The following is a 15731-nucleotide window of genomic DNA, read 5'->3' as shown; positions in this document are numbered from 1 at the left end:
CGCGACATTCTTGCGGCTATGTAGTGGCATGATCCGCCTCCTGCCCATTTTGCTCGTCCTTTCCGCCTGTGCGCCTGTCCCGCCGACAGACGCACCCGCCACCGTGCTGATCGCCAGCGGCGGGATCGAAACTGATACCGCCGGGCGCTGTTTTGCGCGTACTGCACCGCGCACCCGCGTGGACATCGTCGACCGCGTGGAACAGGTCGCACCCGCCCGCCGGGATGCCGCAGGCACCATCATCGACCCACCCGTGTTTCGCACCGTATCAGAACCCACCGCGCGCACCGTCGGCGAAGGCACCCGGTTCGAGGCGGTCTGCCCGCCCGTTCTGACGAACGAGGCCTTTGTCCAGAGCTTGCAACGCGCCCTGCTGATACGCCGCGCCTATGATGGCCCCATTAGCGGCGTCTATGATCCCGCGACCCGTGCCGCCGTCCAGCAGCTCCAGCGGAACGGCGACCTTGACAGTCCGGTGCTGTCCGTGGCCACCGCGCGTGATTTGGGGATTTTCGCCCAGGCGCGCCCCTGAAACGCAAAACGCCCCGCATAACTGCGGGGCGTTTCTGTTTCGCTTGGTGCAGGCTCAGTCGTCCAGCGACAGTGCGACGAACCGCGGGTCACCACCGCGCCGCACCAGCAGCAGCAACGATGTGCGACCAGCCTCGGTCGCTGCATCGATCTGGGTTTGCAGATCTTCGACACTGGCGATGTCCTCTTGCCCGGCCTCGGTAATCACGTCACCGGCGACCAGACCCTTGGTGGCGGCATCTGACTCCGGCGCGATAGCCGTGATGACCAGACCTTCCTCGACCTCCAGACCGTATTCTTCGGTCAGGGTGTCATCGACGGGTGCCAGTGTCAGACCCATCAGTTCGACTTCGGCATCCTCTTCGGCATCTGCATCGGGTGTCATGTCGGGAAATGCGATCGATTCCTCGGTCTCGCGACGACCAAGGGTAACCGTGCGTTCGATCTCTTCGCCGTTGCGCAGGACCAGCATCACGGCCTCCTTGCCGACTGGCGAATTGCCGACCATCCGCACCAGTTCACGCGTATCGGGCACGTCGTTGCCGTCAAACGTCAGGATCACATCGCCGGATTCCAGCCCCGCGTCAGCCGCAGGCCCCGGAGGCACATCCGTGACCATCGCCCCGCGCGCCCGGTCCAGCCCGTCGATCGCGGCCACCATATCAGGGGTCACGTCCTGGATACGCACACCCAGCCAACCGCGCCGCGTCTCGCCGAATTCGCGCAGCTGATCGACCACATCGGTCACCACAGCCGCCGACATCGCGAAACCGATACCGATGGACCCGCCGTTGGGCGACAGGATCGCCGTGTTCACGCCGATCACCTCGCCCGCCATGTTGAACAATGGCCCGCCAGAGTTGCCCCGGTTGATGGCGGCATCGGTCTGGATGTAGTCATCATAAGTGCCCTGCAACGAACGGTTGCGGGCGGACACGATGCCGGCGCTGACCGAAAACCCCTGCCCCAGCGGGTTGCCCATCGCCATGACCCAGTCACCGACGCGGGCACCAACGGCGTTGCTGTCACCGAATTCGACGTAGGGCAGCGGGCTGTCGAATTCGACCTTCAGCACGGCGATATCGGTGTTGGGATCGGTCCCGACCAGTTCCGCGGGTAGAAACTCGGTCGGTTGACCGTCGCCCGGAAAAAACTCGATCTCGATCTCGTCGGCATCCTCGATCACGTGGTTGTTGGTGACAATATAGCCATCGGAACTGATGACGAAACCGGACCCCAATGCGGACGACCGGCGCGGCGCGCCCGGACCGTCCTGCATGTCGTTAAAGAAATCCTCGAAAGGCGATCCTTCCGGCACCAGGCCACGGGGGCCGGTGCGTTCGGCCACCATCGTAGAGGTCGTGATGTTCACCACCGAAGGGCTGACCTGTTCGGCCAGATCGGCAAAGGTCGCGGGCCGATCCATCGGCGTCATCAACTGCGCCTCGACCGCCTCGGTGGTCTGGGCAAATCCGGGCATCGACTGCGCTGCAAACAGTGCCGCAATCAGGGCAAGACCGCTGATCATGCCCGTCCGGGGCGTCAGGGCGGTCATGGGGCGGGTCCGTGCAATGGCCTGTGAAGTCAAGTCGTGCTCCCTCGTCGTGAACGCCGCGCGCGGCGCTGTGATCAACTATCTGCGCATGAACATAGACCGCAGCGACACGGACGCAATGCACGTGATGTTTTGTCACGTGGCCGTGAAACGCATTGATTGAAAACCGACACCTCAAAATGCAAGGGGCCGGTCACACGACCGGCCCCCTGACGACGTTGACTGATGACGCTTACTGACCGGCGATTGCCGCGGCCGCGTCGTTTGCGGCACGACCCTGATCGGATTGCAGATAGTTGAAAAACTCTGAATCCGGGCTCAGCACCATCGACGACCGACCGGACGCGGCAAAGCGTTCGTAAGCTGTCATCGACCGATAGAACTCAAAGAATTCCGGGTCAGCGCCAAAGGCTTCGGCAAAGATTGCGTTCCGTTCGGCGTCGGCCTCACCCCGGGTGATCTCGGCCTGACGGTTGGCGTCGGACGTCAATTCCACCACGGTCCGGTCGGCACCGGCGCGGATCCGTTGTGCGGCCTCGTTACCACGGGCGATTTCGTCGGCAGCTTCGCGTTCACGCTCTGCCTTCATCCGCTCGTAGGTCGCGTTCAGGTTTGCGGGCGGCAGGTCGGTCCGCTTGAGCCGCACGTCAATCACCTCGAGCCCGAGGCTACGCGCCTCTGCAATCGCGTTGTTGCGGATACGCAGCATCAGCGCCGCACGGTCCGTGGACAGGATATCGTTGGACGATACCGTACCCAGCACGTTCCGCGTGGTGTCGCGCAGGATACCGTCCAGACGGCGCGACGCGACATCCAGACCGCCTGCACCGACGGCTTGGCGGAACTGTTCCACATCCGAAATCCGGTAGCGGGCGAATGCGTCGACAACCAGACGGCGATCATCAGAAGGTGTGACTTCCAGCGGGTCCAGATCGCGGCTGAGGATACGGTCGTCATAGTTCACGACCTCCTGGATAAAGGGCAGCTTGAACCCCAGACCCGGTTCTTCCTGAACCTTCACGATCTGACCGAATTGCAGGACCAGCGCCTTTTCACGCTCGTCCACGATGAACACAGAGCTCAGCGCGACGATCAGGATGACAACCAGTGCGGGCAGCAGAAATATAGACTTGCGCATCAGTTCGTCCCTCCGGTGGTCGTGCGCGGGGCGCGGTTGCCCAGCTCGTTCAGTGGCAGATACGGCACGACACCGTTGCTACCGCCGCCTTGTTCATCCAGCAGGATGATATCCATTCCACTCAGGACATTTTCCATCGTTTCCAGATAGATACGCTTACGCGTAACCTCGGGTGCCTTGCTGAATTCGTCCAGAACGGCGGTAAAGCGTGACGCCTCACCCGATGCCTCGTTCACCACGCGTGCGCGATAGGCTTCGGCCTGCTCCAGTGTCTGGGCGGCCTCACCGCGCGCTTCTGCAACCACGCGGTTGGCATAGGCGTCGGCCACGTTCGTCAGCCTGTCGCGTTCCTGTTCGGCGTCCTGCACCGCGCGGAATGACGCGATCACCGGCTCTGGCGGATCGGCCTTGTCAAAGTTGACACGGACGATGTTCACACCGGAATTATAGCTGTCCAGCGTGCTTTGAATTTCGCTGCGCAGACGGTCTGCAATGGCACCACGGTCCCGGTTCAGGATCGGTGCCAGATTGCTCTGTGCGATGATCTCGCGCATCACGGATTCCGAAACGGCCTCGATTGTCTGCGGCGGATCGGCCAGGTTGAACAGGTATTCCTGCGGGTCGATGATGTTCCAGACGACCTGGAAATCGATGTCGACGATGTTCTCGTCGCCGGTCAGCATCAGGCCCGCGTCCATGCCGGATTGGCTGGTGCCAATGTCGATGCTCCGCTCGGACGTGACCTGCAACACTTCACGGGTCACGATCGGCCAGGGGGCAAAGTTCAGACCCGGGCCGTTGGTCGACAGATAATCACCCAGCATCAGCTCGACCGCCTGTTCTTCGGGGCGCACGGTGTAAAACGATGCCATCCCCCACAGGATCACTGCACCGATGACGCCCAGACCGATGGTGCCGCGAGTAAAAGCCGGCCCGCCGCCGCCGGACCCACCGGACCCTGTGCCGCCGCCTTTGCCGCCCATCAGGACGCGCAGCTGTTCACGGCCCTTGTTTACCAGTTGATCGATTTCGGGGATTTGCGGCCCCTCACCCGGCCTGCGTGGCGGGCGTGGCGGCTCGTTGCCGCCGCCGTTTGCCCCGTTGCCACGGTTTCCGTTATCGCCGCCACCCCCCCAGGGGCCTCCGGTATTGCCTGCCATCGTGTGTAGGTCTTCCTCTGTTTGATGCCCGCATCGGGGCCTTATGACTAAAGTGGGCGTTCAGCCCGACCGGTTCAAGTTGTCCGCACCGGTTCGCGCATGGTCACCAGTTCCTCGGAAATGGTCGGATGCACGGCGCAAGTGCGGTCAAAGTCCTCTTTTGTAGCGCCCATCTTGACCGCGATGCCGACCATCTGGATCAATTCACCCGCATCCGGTGCGACGATGTGACAGCCCAGAACCTTGCGCGTTTCAGCGCAGACGATAAGTTTCATCAACACGCGGGACGTGCCGTCGATGAATGCCTGGTTCATCGGGCGGAAACTGGTCGAATAGACCTCGATCGGACCGTTGCGGGCCGCATCATCCTCGGTCAGGCCAACGGTGCCCAGTTCGGGCTGGGTAAACACGGCAGAGGCGATCAGGTTGTGATCGACCGGTGTCGGCGTACCCTTGAACACCGTATCCACAAACGCCATGCCCTCGCGGATCGCCACGGGTGTCAGTGCCACGCGGTCGGTCACATCACCGATGGCATAGATCGACGGGATATTGGTCTGGCTGTATTCATCAACGGCAATCGCCCCGTTGCGTTCCAGCTTGACCCCGACATCATCCAGCCCCAGCCCATCCGTCGACGGTGCGCGCCCCGTGGCAAAGATCACATGATCGAACACCTGCTCCACCCCTGTCGTCGCCTTGGTCCAGATCGGGCCAGCGGCACGGGGATCGGTGATGCTCTTGTCGTTGGTGGCCAGCGAACGACGCTCTCCTGCGGGTTCGCCCATCGTGGCATCAGATCCGGTCGGACGCGGCCCTTTGGGGGCCTGATCGGCCGGGCACATTTCCTGCACGCTGGTGCCCATGTGAATGTCGATGCCGCATTGCTTCATGGATTCCGACAAAAGACCGCGCGCCTCGTCGTCGAACCCTTTGAGGATTTGCGCACCACGCGCGTAGATCGTGACCTCGACCCCGAAATTGCGCAGGATGCAGGCAAATTCGCAGGCAATATATCCGCCACCCACGATCAGGACGGATTTGGGCAGTTTTTCCAACAGGAACACATCATTGCTGACAAGCCCCAATTCCGCGTTTTCCAGCGGCGGGCGCACCGGATGGCCTCCGACTGCAATCAGGATGTGTTTGGCCGACACGGTTTGGTTGTTGGCGAGTTTAACCGTATGCGGGCCGTCCACCGTCGCGCGACTGTCATAGATCTTGACGCCCGAGCCATCCAGCAGCTTGCGATAGACCCCCTCGAGCCGCTCCAGTTCAGCCGTCAGCTTGGGGTGGAAACGGCCCCAGTCGAAATCGCCGATGGTCGCGTCCCAGCCGAATTTCTGCGCATCCGACACCTGCGCCGCCCCTTTGGACGCAAAGACCATCAGTTTTTTCGGGACACAGCCACGGATGACGCATGTACCGCCCAGACGCGATTCCTCGGCCAGGGCCACCCGCGCGCCGGTCTGCGCCGCCATGCGCGCCGCACGCACCCCGCCTGACCCGCCACCGATGACAAACAGGTCAAAATCGTAATCAGCCATGGTCGCGCACCCTCTCTTCAATTCGTCCGCAACCTAGGGCGAAGCCCGCCTGAGGACAACGCCACATCGGGCCATCCGCCCCAAGTGCTGCGACAGACCGGGTGCCTCAGTCGCCCAGATCGGCGAACAGGTTGTCGTCATCCAGAAAATCGTAACGGGTTTCGTCGTGTTCGCCATTGTTGATGTCCTGCACCTCGACCCGGCCATCGCCATAGCCCGTCACGACGATATCGCAGATGTCGATGAACAGGCCGTTTTCAACGACCCCCGGGATCTGGTTCAGCACAAGGCTGAGCTGTCGCGCGTTGCCGATCCGGTTCAGATGCAGGTCCAGGATATGGTTCCCCTCGTCGGTGACATAGGGCGCATCTGCGTTCATGCGCAGACTGGCGGTGGTGCCCAGCACATCCATGCCCACCAGCACCTCTTCGATCAGCGCCTTGCTGGTCTGCCAGCCAAAGGGGATCACCTCGACCGGCAGCGGAAAGTTCCCCAGCGATTCAACCCGCTTGGACCCGTCGGTGATGACGATCATCTGGTCGGACGCCGTGGCCACGATCTTTTCCTGCAACAGCGCACCGCCGCCGCCCTTGATCAGGTTGAGGTCGTGGTCGTATTCGTCCGCCCCGTCGATGGTCAAATCCAGCCATTTCGCCTCGTCCAGCGAAATCACCTCGATCCCGACCTGACGGGCCAGTTCCGCCGTCCGGCTGGAGGTCGGCACGCCCTTGATCTTGAGGCCGTTGTCTCGCACCATTTCGCCCAGACATCGCACCAGCCATGCGGCGGTCGATCCTGTTCCCAGTCCCAGCTTCATGCCGTCCTGCACGTAATCGCAGGCGCGTTTTGCGGCGACGAATTTCGCTTTGTCGATGGGGGACATATTGGCGGACATGGGGCAGCTCCTGTGACGACTCGCCGCTTTATAGGCCGGGCGGGCGGCCCTTGGACAGTCAGATCACACGGCGACGCGGCGAATTGGCCCGCAAACCCGCTGGACGCGCGCAACAAGGCAGCGCAGACATGCGAAATGACACACCAACCTCTGCGACTGCACTATGCGCCCGACAATGCCTCCTTGTGCATCCGGTTGGCCTGCGAACTGCTGGACATCCCCTATCAGACCGTTCTGGTGGACCGCGCCAGCCGTGCGCAGGACAGTGCCGCCTATCGCGCGCTGAACCCAGCTGGCCTTATCCCGGTGCTGGAAACCGACGACGGTCCGGTGTTCGAGACAGCCGCCATCCTGATCTGGCTGGCAAACCGGTATCCCGGCCAGCTGATGCCCGCCCCCGCCACAACCGGAGAGGCTGCCGCCCTGTCGTGGCTGCTGTGGCTGGCCAACACATTGCATCCAACCCTGCGCATGACATTCTATCCCGCGCAATACATGCCCGATGCGCCAGACGATTTCAGGGCCGCCATGCAGAGGCGGCTGTCCAGCCACCTGCACCTGCTGGACCGCCATGCTACGACGCTGCACCCGGTCCATCACTGCTACCTTGCACCCATGCTGCGCTGGACGTCCCTGTATGGTGACAACGCAGGCTGGTTCACACTGACCGACTACCCGCGGCTGCACGACCTCGCGCGGCAATGCGAGGTCAGCGCCCATGCCCGCCGCGCGGCCCAGGCCGAAGGTCTGGGGGACACTCCGTTTTCCGCACCGCGTCTGGCCAATCCGCCCGAAGGGTCCGCCACCTGATATTGCGCAGGTCTGTTCCCGCGCCTAGGCTGCGACATGCCAAATGACCGCCCCTTTACCGGCATCCTGTTGATGCTCGGATTCTGCGTCCTCGCCCCGTTGGGCGATGGCATGGCAAAACTCTTGGGCGGTGCCGTCGTGCTGGGGACGCTGGTGCTGGCCCGGTTCGCGATACAGGCCGCGGTGCTGGTGCCATTGGTTCTGGCACGCGGGCAAGATCTACGCGCGCCACATGAAACAAGGCGTCTGGTCTGGCTGCGCAGCACCCTGCACATCGCCGGCATGACGATGATGTTCGCATCACTGCGCTATCTGCCGTTGGCTGATGCACTGGCCATCGCTTTTGTCATGCCGTTCATCCTGCTGTTGCTGGGGCGCATTTTCATGGACGAACAGGTGGGCCCGCAGCGCATGATCGCCTGCGCGGTCGGGTTTGCCGGAACCCTGCTCGTGATCCAGCCGAATTTCGTCGATGTCGGCCTGCCTGCGCTCTTGCCACTGGGGGTGGCGGTCACATTCGCGCTGTTCATGCTGGTCACACGGTCGCTGTCAGGACGCATCGACCCGATCAGGCTCCAGGCGATTGGCGGATTGCAGGCCACGTTACTGGTGTCGATCGGCCTGCTGGTGCTGCCTGGCCCGCAGGCCAGTTTCGCGCTGCCCGGCACCGGCGCGCTGTGGCTCGTCGTATTGATGGGGCTGGTCGGCACGGCGGCACATCTGCTGATGACATGGAGTCTGCGCTGCGCCCCGGCGTCAACACTCGCCCCGATGCAATACCTCGAAATTCCATTTGGAACGGTCATCGGCTGGGCCATGTTCGGCGACCTGCCCAACGGCCTTGCGGCCTGTGGCATCGTCGTCACTGTCGCCGCGGGCCTCTATGTCATCGTCCGAGAGCGTAATCTAGCGCGCCGGGCAATTCCGACCGCTCCAGCGTGATCAGGACAGGCCCGGCCACATCCAGTGTCACATGGTCTGCCTGCGCCCTGTTCGAACTGCTGACCACCCCGTCAGGTGCTAGGCTGTGCGCGTCCATGTTCCAGACCAACCCAGCCGACCTGACCGTCGCGGCCCCTAATGGCATGACTGCGACACGTGTCTGAGGTGTCACCGCAATGCGGCTGCGCCCTTGCCGCGCCAAGATGCAGACCTCGCTGTCGGACACCAGAACGACGTGATGCGCGCGCAGCCGCGCCAGTGTTGCCAATGTTGCCAGCGTGTGATCCAGCCGTGCGCCCAGAAACCCTGCTGCCAGAACCAGGGGCGCTGTGATCCGCGTCAGGCATTTTTCGAAATCGGTGGTGTCCTGTTCCGTCACCGCATGGATGAGATCCCTGTGCATCGCACGCGCCTGCGCTGACAGACTGTCCATGTCACCGATCACCGCCAAAGGCGCGATGCCCGTCACAACAAGGCGATCAGCGCCCCCATCGGCTGCGACGACACTTGGCGCGACCCTTAGGCACATGTTAAGGGTTTCGTCGGCAATGTCCGCGCCACCTATCAAGGTGATCGGTTCGGAACTGGCAACAATCGGTTTTTGCAGTGGGGATTGTTTCATATTTTGCGACATTCCTCAAAAGCGCCCCAAAATCAACCAGACAGCACCGCCAGCCTGTTCCGGTTTGCGAACCAATTCGTGGTAAACGAGGGTAATTGATTTTGAAAGAAAGCGAGGGACACCATGGTTGAATCGAGCAAGATTCTCACCGTCTCCTACGGCACCTTCTCATGCACCCTGGAAGGATTCGACGATTCCTTTTCCACGATGAAGGCGATCGCCGAATATTTCCGGGACCTGGCTGCGGGTGACCGTTATTTCGGGGCGGAGCCGCCGACACCGGATACGGAGATGCTGACCCGGATCGCCGAACGCGAGATTTCCCGCAGGGTCGAGGCGCGCACGTCCGATGCTGGCATCGTCTTGCGCGCGTCCGACCCCGCACCGCAAGCCCTCGCCGACCCCGACACGCGCCCTGCCATGCCACCGGCCCAGCAGCCCCCCGCAGAGGCACCGGTCGCACAGTCACAGCCCAAGGCGGAACGTCACCCCGATTCCGAAAGCGTCGCTGACAAGCTCAAGCGCATCCGTTCGGTCGTGGGCAGCCGCGCCGACACAGCCTTCGTCGAGGATCTGGAAGAGCGCGAAACCCCAAGTGCGCCCGCGCCCATTGCAGATGATACCGCATCGCTCGCGGACGATGATGCGCCTGTCGCAGCCAATCCGGACGCCGCTGCCAGCGTAGCCCCCGACGACGCCGCAACCTCGGTCAAGGCAGACACAGCAGAAGAGACTGTCACCATCCCCGAAGCCTATGCTGCGGCAGAGGACGACATCGACGACGAAACGGATGCGCAGATCAAAGAGGTGCTGCGCAATCTTGAACGCGCAGGCTTGCGACCGCCAGAGACACCGGCCGTCGAAGATCAGGCAGCCGTCGTCGAAAGCGCCACCGCGCGGGTTGCCGCACAAATCGCGCAGGACGCACCGCAGCAGGACATTGCCACGCCTGCACCCAAGTCCGAACAACCGGCAGAGACGCAGGCAACCGCGAAGCCCGCACTGGCCGTCAAGGCAGAGCCAGCAGCGGCCGCGCAGCCAGCCAAGCCTGAACCCAAGGCCGACACGGCACAGGCTGCGACTGCGGCCCCTGCGGCCGATCGCGCCGAACAAGAGGCTGACGAGGCTGCGGCTATCATTCAGTCGCTGATCGCGCAAACACGCGAGGCCAGCACCGCAGAACAGCCTCAAACCGCAAAGGCCGCGCCCGATGCGGCCCCGGCCAAGTCAGACGATGACTCCCAGACCGAGGCATCCGCCGACCCCGTCGAGGCACCTACAGCCCCGCGCCGTGGCCGGATCCTGCGTGTCACACGCCGGCCCCGCCCAGAGGCCGCCAGCGCCGCGGATGCACCGCAGGATGATGCCGCAGAACCCGCCAAGACCGGCCCTGTTTCGACACCGGTGCAGGACGCGCGCGCGCGCCTTGCCGAGATGCGCCGCGACATGAACCCGGAACCGCGCGAAATCGCTGCCGATCAAAAAGATGCACCAACCGATGCACCCTTGGAATCGTCACTTTCGCCAGAGGACGAGGCCGATCTGCAACGTGATCTTGCTGCGGCAGAAGCAGCAGCCGAGGCAGAACTGAGCAGCGTGTCCCAGGATGAAGACGGCGACGGCTTTGACGCCGACGACACCGAAGAGACCGCAGAGACCGCAGAGACTGACGCGGCCGTGGACGACGCCGAGACAGACTCCGGCAAACCCGAGGTGGCAACGGCAGCTGCACCGCAGGTGACCCGCGATGCCCTGCCCACCACGTCAGAGGCCGAGATGTCCCGCATCAACGCCCAGGCCGAAGAGGAACTGGCAAACCCTGAAAATAGCCGCCGCCGCGACGCCATCGCGCATCTCAAGGCCGCTGTGGCAGCGACCGAGGCCGCGCGCCAGCTGGGCGAGCCGCGCAAGACGCAGGACTCCGAGGAAACCGATTTCCGTGAAGACCTGCAAAAGGCGGTCAAGCCGCGCCGTCCGGTGGCCGATGAATCGGCACGGACCGAACGTCCCCGCACCGCACCACTGAAACTGGTTGCCAGCCAGCGTGTCGACACCCCCGCCGATGCAGCCGAAAAACAGGTGCAACCGCGCCGCGTGGCCGCACCTGCAGCAAAAGCATCGGACACCGGTGATTTCGCCGAATACGCGCAAAGCGTGGGTGCCAACTCGTTGCAGGACCTGCTCGAGGCTGCCGCCGCCTATGTCGCGATCGTCGAAGGTGCCGAAGACTTCTCGCGTCCGCAGATCATGCAAAAGGTGCAAGCAACCGCCAAAGAGGAATTCACCCGCGAAGACGGACTGCGCTCTTTTGGCACGCTGCTGCGTCAGGGCCGCATCGAAAAGGCCCGTGCCGGTCGGTTCCAGATTTCAGACCGCACCCGGTTCCGGCCTGAACAGAAGGCTGCCAACGGCTGAAACCGGCCATACGCAAACGACAAAAGGCGAAGGGGCAACCCTTCGCCTTTTTCATTTCGATACCAACGCGCGGCACTTGCGCCCAAGAGAGCGACGCCCGCAAACCGGACCGTGGCGATCACTCGTCCGGATCAGGCTGTCCGATACCGCGGAAAATCGCGCGGAACGGGAATGCCCACAACACCCCCAACCCCACGTAGATGGCCAGTTCCGTCAGGATCGACGGACGGTCCAGCGATGACACAACGCTGACGGCCACGATGATGTAGGCGGGCAACCCCAGTACCAGGATCAGCAGCGCCAGACGCTTGCGTGTCTTGTAGCTGAGAGAGGCGAACCAATCGTTCATCGCGCGGCGAACGGATCGGTGACAAGGATCGTGTCCTCGCGCTCGGGCGAGGTGGACACGAGCGCGACCGGACAATCGATCAGTTCCTCGATCCGGCGCACATATTTGATCGCCTGCGCGGGCAAATCGTTCCAGGATCGCGCCCCTTCGGTCGATTCCGACCAGCCCGGCATTTCCTCATAGATCGGAACGCAACGCGCCTGCTGGTCCGCTGCCGTCGGCAAATAATCCAGCGCCTTGCCGTCCAATGTGTAGCCTGTGCAAATCTTCAATGTCTCGAACCCGTCCAGCACGTCCAGTTTCGTCAGGGAAATCCCCGACACACCGGATGTAGCACAGGTTTGCCGGACAAGCGCTGCGTCAAACCAGCCGCACCGCCGTTTGCGGCCCGTGGTCGTGCCGAATTCATGGCCTCGCTCGCCCAGCATCTGACCGTCTTCGTCGTGCAGCTCGGTCGGGAACGGTCCCTCACCCACGCGGGTCGTGTAGGCCTTGACGATCCCCAGCACGAAATCGATCGCGCCCGGTCCCACACCGGTGCCCGTCGCGGCCTGTCCTGCGATCACGTTGGATGAGGTCACATAAGGATAGGTGCCGAAATCGATATCCAGCAGTGCGCCCTGCGCACCCTCGAACAGGATGCGTTTGCCCTCTTTGCGCTTGTCGTTCAGCACCTTCCAGACGGGGGCTGCGTATTCCAGAATCCCCGGCGCAATCTCGCGCAGTTGCGCCAGCAGTGCATCACGGTCGATGGGGTCCAGCCCCAGCCCGCGGCGCAGCGCATCATGATGGACCAGCGCGCGGTCCACGCGCAGTTCCAGCGTTGCATCATCGGCCAGGTCCGCCACGCGGATCACGCGCCGCCCGACCTTGTCCTCATAAGCCGGGCCAATACCGCGCCCGGTCGTGCCGATCTTGGCGACGTTGGCCTGACCTTCGCGCGCGCGATCCAATTCACCGTGGAACGGCAGGATCAGCGGCGTGTTTTCCGCGATCATCAGCGTTTCCGGCGTGATCTCGACGCCCTGACCGCGCAGGCCTTCGATTTCTTTCAGCAGATGCCAGGGGTCCAGCACCACGCCGTTGCCGATCACCGACAGCTTGCCGCCGCGCACGACGCCGCTGGGCAGCGCGTGCAGCTTGTAGACCGCACCGTCGATCACCAGCGTATGGCCCGCGTTATGACCGCCCTGAAAGCGTGCGATGACATCGGCACGCTCGCTCAGCCAGTCGACGATCTTGCCTTTGCCTTCGTCACCCCACTGGGCACCTACAACGACCACATTTGCCATGACTTACGTCCTTAAACCCGGAAATTCCGCCGTCCGCTATATCCATGACGGCACCGGTCTGAAACCGAAAAACGTCGCCTGCCTTGCCAGAGTGCGAAACCAGCCGCATTGCGGCACGGCCAACTCCGCCAGTCAGGTCCCGCGATTGCCCTGTCCGTGGCAAATCGGCCATGACACGCCCAACCTGCGACGGCAGGTTTGCCCCCCGCGCCGGTCAATGCCCCTTGCGGCAAGGGTCACAACGTCCTAGTTACCCCCGAACCAAATTAACCCGCAGGCCCGCCCACCATGGAAAACGTCGTTCTCGTCATCCACCTGATCCTTGCGCTGACGCTGATCGGCACCGTTCTGTTGCAACGGTCCGAAGGCGGGGGTCTGGGAATCGGCGGTGGTGGCGGTGGTGCCACCGGCAGCCGCCCGCCCGCGACCGCCATGGGCAAGGTGACTTGGGGTCTGGCGCTGGCATTCATCGCAACGTCCATCGCGCTGACGATCATCGCTGCGGAAAATGCGGCCGGGTCCTCTGTGGTGGACCGCCTGATCGACGCGCCGAACCCGACACCTGCCACGCCCGCACTGCCTGCCGATGGCGACAGCCTGCTGCCGCCGACTGTGGGTGACGACGCGCTGGTGCCCTCGGGCAACTAAACGACTGACATCACAGCATCTTGGCGCGCCACGCGGCGCGTCACCATCATATTGCGTCACGGGTTGCAGGCACTGGCCGTTTCAGGCTATCATTTAATCCCGTGGCAGGGCGTATTTGCACGCCGTCCGACCAGAAACGCGACACACGGGGGCCCTCACTTGGCACGCTATATTTTCATCACCGGCGGTGTGGTCTCATCCTTGGGCAAGGGCCTGGCCTCTGCCGCATTGGGCGCGTTGCTGCAGGCGCGGGGCTATACGGTCCGCCTGCGCAAGCTGGACCCCTACCTGAACGTCGATCCCGGCACGATGTCGCCCTTTGAACATGGCGAGGTTTTCGTCACGGACGATGGCGCGGAAACCGATCTGGACCTGGGCCACTATGAACGATTCACTGGTGTCCCCGCCCGCATGACCGATTCCGTGTCGTCAGGCCGGGTCTATTCAACCGTGCTGGAAAAGGAACGGCGCGGCGACTATCTGGGCAAAACCATCCAGGTCGTTCCCCACGTCACGAACGAGATCAAGGATTTCCTCAAGGTCGGCGACGACGAGGTTGATTTCATGCTGTGCGAGATCGGCGGCACCGTCGGCGATATCGAGGGCCTGCCCTTTTTCGAGGCGATCCGCCAGTTTTCCCACGACAAACCGCGCGGCGAATGCATTTTCATGCACCTGACCCTGCTGCCCTATCTGGCTGCAAGCGGTGAGCTGAAAACGAAACCAACCCAGCACAGCGTCAAGGAATTGCAATCCATCGGCATTGCCCCCGACGTGCTGGTCTGCCGGTCGGAACACCCGATCCCCGAACGCGAGCGCGAGAAAATTGCGCTGTTCTGCAACGTCCGCAAGGAATGCGTGGTCGCAGCCTACGATCTGAATTCGATCTACGAGGCCCCCCTGTCCTACCACGCGCAGGGTCTGGATCAGGCCGTGCTGGACGCATTCGGCATCAGCCCTGCCCCCCAGCCGAAACTGGATGTCTGGCACGATGTTCAGGACCGCATCCATAATCCCGAAGGCGAGGTGACCGTCGCCATCGTCGGCAAATACGTCCAGCTCGAAGACGCCTACAAATCCATCAAGGAGGCGCTGACCCACGGTGGCATGGCCAACCGGGTCAAGGTCAACGTCGAATGGGTCGACGCCGAACTCTTTGACCGAGAGGACGCCGCCCCGCATCTGGAACAATTCAACGCGATCCTGGTGCCCGGCGGATTTGGTGAACGCGGGACAGAGGGTAAGATCAAGGCCGCCCAGTTCGCCCGCGAAAAAGGCGTGCCATACTTGGGTATCTGCCTTGGCATGCAAATGGCCGTAATCGAGGCCGCCCGCAATGTTGCCGGCCTGACCACCGCCGGATCAGAGGAATTCGACCACGAATCCGGCAGCCGCCGGTTCGAGCCGGTCGTCTACCACCTCAAGGAATGGGTGCAGGGCAATCACACCGTCGCCCGCAAGGCGGACGACGACAAGGGCGGCACCATGCGTCTGGGTGCCTACGACGCCACCCTGACCGAAGGCAGCCATGTCGCGCAGATCTATGGCACCACCGCGATCGAGGAACGCCACCGTCATCGCTATGAGGTGGATATCAAGTATCGCGCCCAGCTCGAGGAAAAGGGACTTTGCTTTTCGGGCATGTCGCCGGACGGCAAACTGCCCGAGATCGTGGAATGGACCGACCACCCCTGGTTCATCGGGGTGCAATTCCATCCCGAACTGAAATCAAAACCCTTTGCACCGCATCCGCTGTTCAAGGATTTCGTGCGCGCCGCCGTCGAAAACTCTCGTCTGGTCTGAACAGACCGCGCCACGGCCCCGCAG

Annotated in this window: 14 protein-coding genes; 6 read left to right on the top strand and 8 right to left on the bottom strand. The window is 62.9% G+C overall.

The window, feature by feature from the left end; translation table 11 throughout:
- The first annotated feature begins 28 nt into the window (after positions 1-28).
- Positions 29-532, top strand: a complete 504-nt coding sequence (locus LGQ03_RS10840; protein WP_226748403.1) for a peptidoglycan-binding domain-containing protein — start codon at positions 29-31, stop codon at positions 530-532.
- 54 nt (positions 533-586) lie between these two features.
- Here the strand turns inward: LGQ03_RS10840 and LGQ03_RS10835 are convergent, their stop codons facing one another.
- From LGQ03_RS10835 to rpiA, 5 genes are all read right to left on the bottom strand, one after another.
- Positions 587-2086 carry a Do family serine endopeptidase gene (locus tag LGQ03_RS10835; RefSeq protein WP_404807648.1) on the bottom strand — a complete coding sequence of 500 codons (1500 nt, stop codon included), beginning with the start codon at positions 2084-2086 and terminating at the stop codon, positions 587-589.
- Positions 2087-2318: 232 nt separating this feature from the next.
- On the bottom strand, positions 2319-3224 hold the full coding sequence (gene hflC, locus LGQ03_RS10830) for a protease modulator HflC (RefSeq protein WP_226748402.1): 906 nt from the start codon (positions 3222-3224) through the stop codon (positions 2319-2321).
- Positions 3224-4384: an FtsH protease activity modulator HflK gene (hflK, locus tag LGQ03_RS10825; protein ID WP_226748401.1), complete on the bottom strand. Its 1161-nt coding sequence runs from the start codon at positions 4382-4384 to the stop codon at positions 3224-3226. Before hflK ends, hflC begins: the two co-directional genes overlap by 1 nt.
- 74 nt (positions 4385-4458) lie before the next feature.
- Positions 4459-5931 (bottom strand): FAD-dependent oxidoreductase, encoded by a 1473-nt coding sequence (locus LGQ03_RS10820; RefSeq protein ID WP_226748400.1) that lies wholly within the window; start codon positions 5929-5931, stop codon positions 4459-4461.
- Positions 5932-6037: 106 nt separating this feature from the next.
- Positions 6038-6826, bottom strand: coding sequence for a ribose-5-phosphate isomerase RpiA (gene rpiA, locus LGQ03_RS10815; protein WP_226748399.1), 789 nt, complete (start codon positions 6824-6826; stop codon positions 6038-6040).
- A gap of 135 nt (positions 6827-6961) precedes the next feature.
- Here rpiA and LGQ03_RS10810 point away from each other — a divergent pair, with 135 nt between their 5' ends.
- Both LGQ03_RS10810 and LGQ03_RS10805 read left to right on the top strand, forming a co-directional pair.
- The gene (locus LGQ03_RS10810) at positions 6962-7636 is read left to right on the top strand and encodes a glutathione S-transferase family protein (RefSeq protein WP_226748398.1); all 675 of its coding nucleotides are present in this window, start codon (positions 6962-6964) and stop codon (positions 7634-7636) included.
- A gap of 36 nt (positions 7637-7672) precedes the next feature.
- The gene (locus LGQ03_RS10805) at positions 7673-8578 is read left to right on the top strand and encodes a DMT family transporter (RefSeq protein WP_226748397.1); all 906 of its coding nucleotides are present in this window, start codon (positions 7673-7675) and stop codon (positions 8576-8578) included.
- On the opposite strand, the gene LGQ03_RS10800 is transcribed toward LGQ03_RS10805, so the two are convergent.
- Positions 8523-9200 carry a thiamine diphosphokinase gene (locus tag LGQ03_RS10800; protein WP_226748396.1) on the bottom strand — a complete coding sequence of 226 codons (678 nt, stop codon included), beginning with the start codon at positions 9198-9200 and terminating at the stop codon, positions 8523-8525. The genes LGQ03_RS10805 and LGQ03_RS10800 overlap by 56 nt on opposite strands.
- 123 nt (positions 9201-9323) lie before the next feature.
- On the opposite strand from LGQ03_RS10800, the gene LGQ03_RS10795 reads away from it, so the two are divergent.
- Entirely contained in the window at positions 9324-11615 is a 2292-nt protein-coding gene (locus tag LGQ03_RS10795; RefSeq protein WP_226748395.1) for a hypothetical protein, read from the top strand.
- A gap of 118 nt (positions 11616-11733) precedes the next feature.
- On the opposite strand, the gene LGQ03_RS10790 is transcribed toward LGQ03_RS10795, so the two are convergent.
- A complete protein-coding gene (locus LGQ03_RS10790) occupies positions 11734-11964 on the bottom strand; it encodes a DUF2842 domain-containing protein (protein WP_090158949.1) in 231 nt (76 codons plus the stop codon).
- The gene (locus tag LGQ03_RS10785; RefSeq protein WP_090158950.1) at positions 11961-13256 is read right to left on the bottom strand and encodes an adenylosuccinate synthase; all 1296 of its coding nucleotides are present in this window, start codon (positions 13254-13256) and stop codon (positions 11961-11963) included. Before LGQ03_RS10785 ends, LGQ03_RS10790 begins: the two co-directional genes overlap by 4 nt.
- 288 nt (positions 13257-13544) lie before the next feature.
- Between LGQ03_RS10785 and secG the strand changes: the two genes are divergently transcribed.
- Positions 13545-13904 carry a preprotein translocase subunit SecG gene (gene secG / locus LGQ03_RS10780; protein ID WP_226748394.1) on the top strand — a complete coding sequence of 120 codons (360 nt, stop codon included), beginning with the start codon at positions 13545-13547 and terminating at the stop codon, positions 13902-13904.
- Between the two features lie 159 nt (positions 13905-14063).
- The gene (locus LGQ03_RS10775) at positions 14064-15707 is read left to right on the top strand and encodes a CTP synthase (RefSeq protein WP_090158952.1); all 1644 of its coding nucleotides are present in this window, start codon (positions 14064-14066) and stop codon (positions 15705-15707) included.
- Positions 15708-15731 lie beyond the last annotated feature (24 nt).

This window comes from Loktanella gaetbuli, assembly GCF_020531945.1.
Taxonomy (GTDB): Bacteria; Pseudomonadota; Alphaproteobacteria; order Rhodobacterales; family Rhodobacteraceae; genus Loktanella; species Loktanella gaetbuli.
Note: the sequence above shows the minus strand (reverse complement) of the source record. Positions and strands in the feature narration are given on the sequence as shown.

Coding starts and splice junctions, on each gene's coding strand:
- LGQ03_RS10840 (WP_226748403.1), top strand. CDS start 29: ATGATCCGCCTCCTGCCCATTTTGCTCGTCCTTTCCGCCTGTGCGCCT.
- LGQ03_RS10835 (WP_404807648.1), bottom strand. CDS start 2,086: ATGACCGCCCTGACGCCCCGGACGGGCATGATCAGCGGTCTTGCCCTG.
- hflC (WP_226748402.1), bottom strand. CDS start 3,224: ATGCGCAAGTCTATATTTCTGCTGCCCGCACTGGTTGTCATCCTGATC.
- hflK (WP_226748401.1), bottom strand. CDS start 4,384: ATGGCAGGCAATACCGGAGGCCCCTGGGGGGGTGGCGGCGATAACGGA.
- LGQ03_RS10820 (WP_226748400.1), bottom strand. CDS start 5,931: ATGGCTGATTACGATTTTGACCTGTTTGTCATCGGTGGCGGGTCAGGC.
- rpiA (WP_226748399.1), bottom strand. CDS start 6,826: ATGTCCGCCAATATGTCCCCCATCGACAAAGCGAAATTCGTCGCCGCA.
- LGQ03_RS10810 (WP_226748398.1), top strand. CDS start 6,962: ATGACACACCAACCTCTGCGACTGCACTATGCGCCCGACAATGCCTCC.
- LGQ03_RS10805 (WP_226748397.1), top strand. CDS start 7,673: ATGCCAAATGACCGCCCCTTTACCGGCATCCTGTTGATGCTCGGATTC.
- LGQ03_RS10800 (WP_226748396.1), bottom strand. CDS start 9,200: ATGAAACAATCCCCACTGCAAAAACCGATTGTTGCCAGTTCCGAACCG.
- LGQ03_RS10795 (WP_226748395.1), top strand. CDS start 9,324: ATGGTTGAATCGAGCAAGATTCTCACCGTCTCCTACGGCACCTTCTCA.
- LGQ03_RS10790 (WP_090158949.1), bottom strand. CDS start 11,964: ATGAACGATTGGTTCGCCTCTCTCAGCTACAAGACACGCAAGCGTCTG.
- LGQ03_RS10785 (WP_090158950.1), bottom strand. CDS start 13,256: ATGGCAAATGTGGTCGTTGTAGGTGCCCAGTGGGGTGACGAAGGCAAA.
- secG (WP_226748394.1), top strand. CDS start 13,545: ATGGAAAACGTCGTTCTCGTCATCCACCTGATCCTTGCGCTGACGCTG.